Source organism: Acinetobacter piscicola, from assembly GCF_002233755.1.
Lineage (GTDB): Bacteria > Pseudomonadota > Gammaproteobacteria > Pseudomonadales > Moraxellaceae > Acinetobacter > Acinetobacter piscicola.
This window is the reverse complement of the sequence record NZ_NIFO01000046.1, coordinates 1-9931: the sequence shown is the minus strand read 5'-3', so window position 1 is coordinate 9931 and position 9931 is coordinate 1. Positions and strand designations below refer to the sequence as shown.

The window sequence follows — 9931 nt, the reverse complement described above, 5'->3', positions numbered from 1 at the left end:
CATACTTTTTAAAACACCACCAAAAAGTTTACTGAGCGAATGTTTGATCCAAATCAACTATCGGGTTTGGATGAAGAGCACTATATTCAACTCCCCGTAGATTTTATACATGACCTAAGCAAAGCTGCATCTTTACAAGATTTGCTCGATAAAATTGCTTTTTGGATATCACATGTTTTTGATGCAGATCGAGCAAGCATTACTCTTCAAGAAAATGAAGAATATCTCAAGCTCTATTCTATTTCTGGAAATCAAGCAATTCCTATTGATTTTAAAATTCCGATCAATCAAACCTTTGTTGGTCGAACCTTTGCTACAGCAAAATTGATCATTTGTGATGATGTAACTCAATCAGACGAGCTTGACTGCCAAATGCTTGCTCAGCATGGAATGGGCACTTGTATGGATGCCCCCATGATTCACAACGATATTTGCATCGGAACATTAAACGTTGCAGATAAAAGAAAACATTATTACAGCGAACAACAAGCCATTCTTTTACAATGTCTCGCCAACTGGTTAGCCATGAACATCAAGTTACATCTGCAATTTCAGGAAATGGAAATACTGGCTTCTACAGATGAACTAACTGGTGCATTTAATCGCCGTGTGTTTATTCAGGAAAGCAACCAGACCATGTTGCAATTCTTTAAATCAAACATCCCTTTTAGTATTGGTATTCTAGATATCGATCATTTTAAGACGTTGAATGACTGTTATGGTCACAAGGCTGGTGATTATGTGCTCAAACTGATGTCGGAACATATTCAAAAAGTGCTGCGTACAAATGATTTCTTGGCACGTATTGGTGGTGAAGAATTTGCGATTATTTTACCTGCATGTTTAAGCACAGAAGCTGTTCAGGTTTTTAAACGAATACTCGCAACCATTGAAATGATGAAAATACATTATGATGACAATATTATTTGTTTTACGGTAAGTATTGGCGTTGCGGAAGTCAAAACACATGATGCCGATATAGAAGATGTTTTTAAACGCGCTGATAAAGCCTTATATCGTGCAAAGAAATCTGGTCGAAATCAAATCTTTTTAGCAGACTGAATAAATTGAGATATCACATTAAATTAAAAGTAAAATCTTCATCTATTTTCAAATAACTTGTTTAGCCTTACAACAATACAGACAAAGAAACCTTAATAGTTCCCCCAAATCAAACACAGCGATAAAGCGATCATGATTTAAGCTTTCGTATTCACATAAAATATAAAGACTTACTTTGGTATTTCGTTACAATCATGGAAAACATCATCTGCCTTAGCGTTATTTCAATTTTGTTAAGAATGATGAAACGATAGCTTGGTGAAAGGTCAATGGACTCTATTTATGGTTTATGGATCATTCGCTTATATTTGCGACAACGAGTAAAGACCAATGACTGATGAACAAACAATAAGTTGTCCAAAATGTGGTTCAACTGACTTAGAACGACGCGACCACGAAGAGTTACTTGGAAAAGCAGGCAGCGTATTACTCACCTCTGCTGGTGCAGCAGCAGGTACTGTAGGTGGTGCTGCCACAGGTGCTTCTGTTGGTGCTGCAATTGGAACAGTTGCAGGGCCTTTGGGTGTCATTGTTGGCGGTACGATTGGAACTTTTGTCGGTGCAATCAGTGTGGGGATTACAGGTGGCTTTTTAGGTAGACGTTTTGGTAAAAAAGCAGGAGAAATTGTCGATCAAAATATCTTTTTTGATTATCAATGCAAAAAATGCAAGCATCGTTTCAATGTGGAAAAAGCAGAAAAGCCTGAATAAAACCCATCAAAAAAAGGCTTCATCTATCGACAATATCGCGATGAAGCCCTTAATTTTTATGCTAAAACATACATAAATATCGTTTCAGACTAAAAATTTAAACTCATTCAGCAATCAATTTTTTAACCACTTCACCTAAACGTTTACCCTGCTCTTCACATAATGCCTTTTCATCCTGACTCAAGCCCTGATCATGTCGTGGCCCACTCACATGACTTGCACCATACGGCGTACCACCTGATTTAGTATTAGACAAAGCAGGATGAGCATTGGTTAAGCCCATAATCATCATGCCATGATGGAATAATGGTGGAAGCATGGTGAACAATGTACTTTCTTGCCCGCCATGCATCGAACCTGAACTGGTAAATACGCAAGCAGGTTTATTGTGTAATGCGCCATTCAACCAAAGACTTGTAGTTTGATCCCAAAAGTATTTCATTTCTGAAGCCATATTGCCAAATCGTGTTGGAGAACCTAAAGCCAAACCTGCACAATTTTGTAAGTCATCTAAAGTGCAATAGATGTCGCCTGTTTCAGGAATACTCGCTTCTGCTTCTTTCACCACAGTTGAAAGATTGGGTACGGTTCTTATTTTTACAGCCATTCCTGCTGACTCAATTCCATTGGCGATCAAGTGCGCCATTTCTTTGGTAGAGCCATATTTGCTGTAATATAAAACTAAAACATAAGCTTGCATATTGTAAATATTCAAATTTTAAAAATAAACTATACGGTATTTTGCTTCATTTTTGGGTAAGCTAGTTGATGAAAGTTGAATATGTACCAAAAAATAATTGAGATAAAAGATATATGATTGAATTACTTAAAAAACTACCCTTTTATAATCAAACTTGGTTTCAATTCATTCTATTTGTACTGCGCCGTTTTGAAACTGATCGCTGTCGTGAACAAGCAGGGTCTTTAACCTACACCACGTTGTTTGCAGTCGTACCCATGCTGACTGTTTTTTTAGTCATTATTTCATCAATCAAAGCATTAGAACCTGCTCGACAACAATTACAACAAATGATCTATAGCAATTTTTTGCCAAAAACCAGCATCGCTTTTGATAAAGCCTTTAATGTTTTTACAGATAATTCAAGTAATCTGACAATTATTGGTGTGTTGTTTTTGTTTATTACCACAGTGATGATGCTGACCAGTATAGAAACTGTATTCAATCGAATTTGGAAAGTTCAAGAAACACGTAACGGTATCATTGGTTTTATGCGCTACTGGACCATCATTTCACTTGGCCCGATTTTACTGGGAAGTGCTTTTGTGATTTCATCGACATTGGCATCTATGAGTATTTTAAGTAATAACTTCGCAGGCTATGAAGTAGATGGAACTGCTGTATTTTGGATCATTTCTTTTTCTTTAACTGTACTTGGCTTTTTTATCCTGTATTGGACCATTCCCAATCGCCGTGTTCCAGTCCAAGCTGCCGCCATCGCAGGTTTATTTAGTGCTGTCGTTTTTGAATTACTCAAAAACCTATTTGGTTTTGTGATGGCTAATTTCACGAGCTATACCATTGTTTATGGCGCATTTGCTGCAATTCCTATTTTCTTATTGTGGATTTTTATGTCATGGAATATTGTCCTATTAGGCGTTGAAATTAGCTATGCGCTGACTGCATTTCATACAGGCAAAGTACAGACACGTCATCCTGTATTAATGCTCTTGGACATTTTAGAATTATTTTATAAAAAACAACAAACTGGGCAAGCAGTTACAGATGCAGAAGCATTAGATATTTTGGGTCGTGGTGAAATTGGTCGTTGGCCAACCTATGTATTGTTATTAGAAAAGCAGAACTTAATCAAACGTACTGACAACGATGAATACGTTCTTGTTCGAAACTTAGATACCATTGATTTTTGGTCATTTTACAAATCACTGCCTTATACACTTCCCAATCGTGAGGATGTTAAAAATATTCATGATGATGATATTTGGATGCAAAAAATTGGCCCTTCACTCATAGAGTCTGATGAATACCTAGCAGCCAAATTATCCATACCGCTTTCAGTCATTTTGGACGATAAATAGTTTTAATAAATTAGTAGTTTTAATAAATGAACAGTTTTGATCAATAAATAGCATCAATTGTCTTCACTTATACACGATAAAAATATGAGGATAACAGCCGCTAAGTGAGTATAGTTTTACTGCTTTTCGGCTGTACTTTTCCAACAAATCATTGCACCTATTGTCACCAAGATTGTCCCAATCCAAAAAGCCAATTGTGGTGTTGCATCTAAAATCAGCATCGACATCACAGAGGAAAGTATCGGCATAAAATAAGTCGCTAAAATCAATAATTTCATATCACCAAATTGCAAACTCTGATTCCAGTGACTATAAGCAATACCGATTAAACTTCCTGTAACTGCAATGGCAGCCCACATTTCAAAACTGGGAAAGGTAAAAGGTTCAGCAGAGACGAAATGTACAGCCCATAAAGAAAGTGCCGTCACAGCAAAAAATAATGGAACGGCGTTATGTCCTTGCGCGTATCTTTTAGTCAGCACGCTAAAGCAAGACCACAAAATTGCCCCAATCAATGCAAAACTATAAGCCACAGGGTTTTTCTGTAGCACAGAGAAGAATTTTGAAAGATTGAGAACATCAGGGTTAACCACCATCATGAGTCCCAAAATAGCGAGAATAAAACCTAAAATGACAGGTAGTTTATAACTAAGTTGCTTTGCAAAAATTGCCAAGACAACTGTTAACGGTGGCCATAAATAATTAATCATGCCAATAATTAAAACTTGTTCATGGTCGTGTGAAAAAGCAACCGAGCTAAGAAATAGAATTTCATAGAGGACGAAAAGGCTTCCACATCCCCATAAATAACTTTTTGGCATTCGACTCATTTGAGGAAAACCATTCAGCAATAAGATACTCAGCGCACTAAAACTATAAATCAATGCAATGGCTAAAATCGGGCTTAAAGACTCAGTAATCAACTTCACTACGGCAACCAAGCTTGCCCAGATCAGAATTGAGGATAAGCCCATCCATGTATATTTATTCAGTTTATTCAAATACGGCATAGCCAATACACATCACTCATCTTTATTGCGTTGATTCAGTAAAATGTAATTTCTTTTCAATCCACTGATGTAAACTGACGATCATGACCCCTAGCAAAACCAGTCCTGTACCGAAAATAAAATTCATTTCAATGTGTTCATCCAAAAAAATCACCCCAAAAATCATACCGAAAATTGGTGTTAGGAAAGAAAAAACACCTAAATGATTGGCGAGATAATGACGCAACAGCCAAAACCACAGCATTAAACTCATAAACGACATTATCAAAGTATGAAAAGCCAAACTCCCTATAGCGATGATTGTCCAATGAATTTCAGCTTGTCCTAAAATAAAAGCCAAAGGGAATAAAAACACAAAACCGCCAAGCAATTGATAAAACAAAGTTTGGGTTGGATGTGCATCGGACAATTTGGTCAATCTTAAAGAAATCGTGGTGAGTGCCCACATGATCCCTGCAATCAGCGCTAAAACATCGCCCAATAGCATGTCAGAACCGATAGCCTGATCATCCCGTCCCATAAATGTCACAACAATTCCAAGGAAAGCAATAAAAATCCCTCCCCACTGGATCATCGCCAAACGTTCAGTCGGTAATTTCCAATGCAGCCCTAAAGCCACAAAAATCGGTGCTGTATATAACAAGACCACCGTATGAGAAGCTGAGGTGAATCGCAATGCTTCTGCTACAAAAAAGAATTCGGCTGAAAATAAAAAAGCAATCCAAATGCCCGGTATAAAATATTCTTTAGAAAATAAGCTTACCCCTTGTTGCAATTGAATCAAGGGCAAAACCATAAGCGCAGATAAACCTGAACGGATTGCGATTTGCATAATCGGTAAAATATCAGCTGCGGCGATTTTTAACACCACTTGCTGAATGCCCCAAATCATACATAACCCGATCATTAAACTCGATGCTTGAGCATCCATTGCTTTGCGCATATCCACAGATCTAACTCAAATAGAAATATCTTGAGTACACTATAATCCTGTCAATTTTGTAGGATATACTTCAAAACAGACAACAAATCTTTTTATTCGGGCATTTTCAAATGATAAAAAAAATAAACGCTCAAACTGAATATACAACACAGCTCAAAACCAATGATGTGATTGAGGCGCCATTATGGCTGCATTTCCGAGATGATCCTGCTTTATCTGTTTATCCTGAACATGGTCATGCGTGGGGCGAGTTTGTGTATGCCTTTAATGGTGTGATGGAGGTTAATATTGAACAAATCAATTATATAACCCCGCCTCCTTATGGGATTTGGCTACCTCCCAATGTAAATCACAGTGGTTTAAACCGAACTTCGGTCTCGCATGCCACTTTGTATATCCATGAATCTTTATGTGAACATTTACCACAACAAGCAGGTATTCTTTTATCCTCACCATTGGTCTCTGCAATTTTACAACACCTCAAACACCACCCAATGGATGAGGTAGATGCTGAGTATTTACGCTTATTACAAGTACTACTTGATCAACTACATCATGCTGAACTCATCGGAAGTTATTTACCACATACAGAGCATCCTGCACTTAAACAATTATTAGATTTTTTGCATACCTGTCCTGCGGATAACAGCACTTTAGAAGATCTAGCCAAACGGATAAATATGACTGAACGTACATTGGCACGTTTAAGTTTGAAAGAACTCTCCATGTCTTTGAATGAATGGCGACAACGTTTAAAAGTGATGAAAGCCATGTCGATGTTAGATGACGGAAGAACAGTTGAAAATATTGCTTTGGATTTGGGCTATGCCAATTCATCTGCCTTTATTAATATGTTTAAGCGTTGGATGAAAATCACACCTGATCAGTTTAGAAAATTACTACATCGTTGATTTAACTTATTTAACCTGAGTTCGAGATAAGATATGTTCCCAACTATATGATACGCGGAAATGTCAGTCGCATTGTTCGAGGCAGGGCTACATCTGTAATATACTGTTTTTGCGATATATTAGGTACTTGATAGTATCTGCCGAGTTCGCGACTGACAAATGGTTTTGCCTACTTTTCCCGAAAGAAAAGTAGGTCGAACCGAAGGTTAATCCTTACATCGGACTTTAGACGGTAAGACTCCGTTGTGCCTAATCTATCTTTTCAATAACTTACATCAGATTTTATCTCGAACTGACGTCATTTATCTATTGATTTAGACATGACCAATCAAATTTATAAAATCATAGATGATAAAAAATGGATTAAAACCTTCGCTTTAATCCGTTTGTGTTCACTATAAATTTGAAATAGAAAACCTTACTTCACAAATGTTTTCCAAACAAAATCATGACTCTGACCATTTAAAGTCATGGTTAATTGATCACCTGAAGCCAATGCTGCTACACCTGCTGGCGTACCCGTCATCACCACATCACCTGGTTCCAAAGAGAAAACTTGGCTAATATCTGCCAGTAAATAACCAATATCAAAAATCAATAATGAAGTATCCCCTTTTTGACGAACTTGATCATTTACCGCAAATTCAAACGTGATCGCAGACCAATCTTTCACTTCATCTATACTGACCCAATCAGCAAGGACACATGCGCCATCAAAAGCCTTTGCACGTTCCCAAGGTTGACCTTTTTTCTTCAAATCATCTTGTAAATCACGCAGGGTTAAATCCAAACCCAAAGTCACCGCACCAATCGCTTCAAGTGCTTTTTCAGGATTGGTTTCGCCTTTTAAAGGCTGATCTATACGTAAAGTCAATTCACATTCGTGGTGGCAATTGCCCCAATTTTCATTCCAAGAAATGCCTTCTTCTAAAGAAATCAAGGTACTGGGCGGTTTGATAAATAAAACTGGACGATCTGGAATCGCATTGCCTAATTCTGCGGCATGCGCTGCATAACTACGACCGACGCACACAATTTTAGATGGACGTGTACTCATATTAATTCCCTATTATCTCATCACCATTAAATAACTGACTTAAATCCATCAAATAATATTGCTTTGAACTTATTTTTTAAACGTATTTACAAAAATGGATTGCTCCGCTGAAGCTTCAAAGGCACGCTTTGGTACGATAATCACCGTTCGGTTTTTCAATTCGATCATATACGTCAACGTACCTTCTGCAAATTTTTGTACATCTGCATAATGAAAAACTTGTTTCGGGCGACCACTACTGAATATTTCAGCATAATCTTGAAATAGCTCAATCCCTTGTTCACTTTTACCAAACTGGTATTTTACGAACTGCCTTTTAAACATCATCGGTAAAAACCAATAACGCATGAGTATTTGCAAAATAAGGAAAAAACTACCTAAGTAAACGTAATACTGACCCACACCATCAAAACCGAGGTAAATACCCCACGCGATAATCCCGATACTGATCAAAGGTGTAAGCAATTGACTGATTTGTTTTTTACCAAAAGTGGCAAGCTTAAAACCGTCTTGTGATTCTTCTAAATTAAGATAATAACGTGCTGATAATGCAGGCTTACTGTCTGACATAGTTGTTTCAATACAAATCAATTACGATGCCAAGATATTACACTAGATTTGAATCGGCATGATGCTTTTCGTCCCGAATTACAGAACACCTCTATTGTTATCTGGTAAATCATTTTAAAAATAGCGCTCCCAGCTCCTGTATGGGCTCGAATAACAATAAAGGAAAAATGATGAACGCTTTTCACGCAATTATTTGCCTTATTCTTCTAAGCAGTATTAGCTCAATCAGTTTTGCAAAATTAATTTCTTGGACTGACAATATTCCTAGCGGAATAAAGCCTTTTGATCATAATGCACAACAAGTGGCTGCAATTGCTCAAGATAATATTTTAATCTACTCACATCCTGCAGTAAAAACCACCCTACCTACATTAAAAAGTAACACTCAACCCACTGCTAAATTTTCTACCGCTGCGATTGTTGTTCCTGTAAATAGTCAAGATGTGGCTAAAATATTGGGCAATTACACGCAATATGTTGGATTATTTCCAACCTTAAAATCAGCAAAAGTCATAGAACAAGCTGGAAATATCAGCCAAGTCAAATACAGAATTTCTATCCCAACACCTATTCCTGTACTCAATTTTAATGAAGATGTGGTCTTTCAGCATCAAATCGGGCAAAACAGCATTTCTAGTTTGGTTATTGATGCACCTATTCCCTATGGCCTAGGCAAATTTGAATGGTTTAGCTTGGGCGATAAAAAGACCCTGATCACCCTTACTCAATGGGGAGATTTAAACCAACCTCAAGGCTTCTTATTTAAACAGATCATATCAGCATTCCCTGAGCTTAAATTAGGCGCTCCGCAAAGTACCAATGCTTTTATTTTAGAAGCTTTAAAAAACCGTTTGAATCCAAAGAAAGTCACGGCGCTTAATGCAGGACTATTCCCAAACCCTCAGCTCAACAGCGCTCAAGTGAATAAAATCGCTCAAATCAGTGCGAACTCTCAACAGCCGATTAGTATTATTTTGAATCCAAGCACCGTGCCTTATACCCATGGTCGTGAAACTTTACGATTTACCACCACCTATCAATATTTTAAAACACCCCCACAAAACATGCAGAAATGGACACAGCCCATGTCCTATAAAGAGGTATTTCCTAAACAAATTAAAAGCATCACCACGACTGCGCTAAATCAGCAAGGACAGGATGCCGAATTTAAAGTCAGTGTTGGTCTCGGTGTGATTAATATTCCTTTTGATTTTAAAATGCATTTTACTTACCCCAAAACCACTGAAAATAACTTCTATTCCAATGGTGGAGATTTACGCTTTTTAAAAGGACAGATTCAGTTTTTCCCACAAGGCAACGACACTTTATTGAAAATGACCACAACCATAAAAGTAGATGAAAAAGCACCCTTTTTACTCAGAGCAGCACGTAGTTTGCCCTACCATGAAATGCTACCTGCTGTAGGTGCAAATGCAATTTTTGTACAGAAAATTAAATAGTTCGGATAACTTGGATCAATGACAGCGTTATTTTTCTAATTTGAATATCAATATTTTTGAATGAATTTGCAAACACAAAAAAACCGCAATTAAGCGGTAATTTTCATCTTTCGATGTATTCAAGTGGTGCGCTCAGAGAGATTCGAACT

The 9931-nt window shown here is 37.3% G+C and carries 10 protein-coding genes; 5 read left to right on the top strand and 5 right to left on the bottom strand.

What is annotated here, in order from left to right:
• The first annotated feature begins 39 nt into the window (after positions 1–39).
• Positions 40–1062 carry a sensor domain-containing diguanylate cyclase gene (locus tag CDA10_RS16470; protein WP_089606620.1) on the top strand — a complete coding sequence of 341 codons (1023 nt, stop codon included), beginning with the start codon at positions 40–42 and terminating at the stop codon, positions 1060–1062.
• 330 nt (positions 1063–1392) lie between these two features.
• Positions 1393–1773, top strand: a complete 381-nt coding sequence (locus CDA10_RS16465) for an FmdB family zinc ribbon protein (protein ID WP_089606619.1) — start codon at positions 1393–1395, stop codon at positions 1771–1773.
• 103 nt (positions 1774–1876) lie between these two features.
• Here CDA10_RS16465 and wrbA read toward each other — a convergent pair whose 3' ends face one another.
• Positions 1877–2473, bottom strand: coding sequence for an NAD(P)H:quinone oxidoreductase (wrbA, locus tag CDA10_RS16460; protein ID WP_089606618.1), 597 nt, complete (start codon positions 2471–2473; stop codon positions 1877–1879).
• A 113-nt stretch (positions 2474–2586) separates the two neighbouring features.
• Here wrbA and CDA10_RS16455 point away from each other — a divergent pair, with 113 nt between their 5' ends.
• On the top strand, positions 2587–3831 hold the full coding sequence (locus tag CDA10_RS16455; protein ID WP_089606617.1) for a YihY family inner membrane protein: 1245 nt from the start codon (positions 2587–2589) through the stop codon (positions 3829–3831).
• 116 nt (positions 3832–3947) lie between these two features.
• On the opposite strand, the gene yddG is transcribed toward CDA10_RS16455, so the two are convergent.
• Together yddG and CDA10_RS16445 are read right to left on the bottom strand one after the other, a co-directional pair.
• Positions 3948–4841: an aromatic amino acid DMT transporter YddG gene (gene yddG / locus CDA10_RS16450; protein ID WP_089606616.1), complete on the bottom strand. Its 894-nt coding sequence runs from the start codon at positions 4839–4841 to the stop codon at positions 3948–3950.
• A 22-nt stretch (positions 4842–4863) separates the two neighbouring features.
• On the bottom strand, positions 4864–5790 hold the full coding sequence (locus tag CDA10_RS16445) for a DMT family transporter (RefSeq protein WP_167374982.1): 927 nt from the start codon (positions 5788–5790) through the stop codon (positions 4864–4866).
• A gap of 104 nt (positions 5791–5894) precedes the next feature.
• On the opposite strand from CDA10_RS16445, the gene CDA10_RS16440 reads away from it, so the two are divergent.
• Complete coding sequence (locus CDA10_RS16440) at positions 5895–6695, top strand: AraC family transcriptional regulator (protein ID WP_089606615.1); 801 nt, start codon at positions 5895–5897, stop codon at positions 6693–6695.
• A gap of 418 nt (positions 6696–7113) precedes the next feature.
• On the opposite strand, the gene CDA10_RS16435 is transcribed toward CDA10_RS16440, so the two are convergent.
• Together CDA10_RS16435 and CDA10_RS16430 are read right to left on the bottom strand one after the other, a co-directional pair.
• A complete protein-coding gene (locus tag CDA10_RS16435; RefSeq protein WP_089606614.1) occupies positions 7114–7752 on the bottom strand; it encodes a fumarylacetoacetate hydrolase family protein in 639 nt (212 codons plus the stop codon).
• Between the two features lie 69 nt (positions 7753–7821).
• The gene (locus CDA10_RS16430; protein WP_089606613.1) at positions 7822–8322 is read right to left on the bottom strand and encodes a YcxB family protein; all 501 of its coding nucleotides are present in this window, start codon (positions 8320–8322) and stop codon (positions 7822–7824) included.
• 170 nt (positions 8323–8492) lie between these two features.
• Here CDA10_RS16430 and CDA10_RS16425 point away from each other — a divergent pair, with 170 nt between their 5' ends.
• Positions 8493–9782, top strand: coding sequence for a hypothetical protein (locus CDA10_RS16425; protein WP_089606612.1), 1290 nt, complete (start codon positions 8493–8495; stop codon positions 9780–9782).
• The last annotated feature ends 149 nt before the right edge of the window (positions 9783–9931 follow it).

What these genes read in the sequence shown, in the direction of transcription:
- CDA10_RS16440 (WP_089606615.1), top strand. Translation starts at nt 5,895, where the DNA reads ATGATAAAAAAAATAAACGCTCAAACTGAATATACAACACAGCTCAAA.
- CDA10_RS16430 (WP_089606613.1), bottom strand. Translation starts at nt 8,322, where the DNA reads ATGTCAGACAGTAAGCCTGCATTATCAGCACGTTATTATCTTAATTTA.
- CDA10_RS16425 (WP_089606612.1), top strand. Translation starts at nt 8,493, where the DNA reads ATGAACGCTTTTCACGCAATTATTTGCCTTATTCTTCTAAGCAGTATT.
- wrbA (WP_089606618.1), bottom strand. Translation starts at nt 2,473, where the DNA reads ATGCAAGCTTATGTTTTAGTTTTATATTACAGCAAATATGGCTCTACC.
- CDA10_RS16435 (WP_089606614.1), bottom strand. Translation starts at nt 7,752, where the DNA reads ATGAGTACACGTCCATCTAAAATTGTGTGCGTCGGTCGTAGTTATGCA.
- CDA10_RS16465 (WP_089606619.1), top strand. Translation starts at nt 1,393, where the DNA reads ATGACTGATGAACAAACAATAAGTTGTCCAAAATGTGGTTCAACTGAC.
- CDA10_RS16470 (WP_089606620.1), top strand. Translation starts at nt 40, where the DNA reads ATGTTTGATCCAAATCAACTATCGGGTTTGGATGAAGAGCACTATATT.
- yddG (WP_089606616.1), bottom strand. Translation starts at nt 4,841, where the DNA reads ATGCCGTATTTGAATAAACTGAATAAATATACATGGATGGGCTTATCC.
- CDA10_RS16455 (WP_089606617.1), top strand. Translation starts at nt 2,587, where the DNA reads ATGATTGAATTACTTAAAAAACTACCCTTTTATAATCAAACTTGGTTT.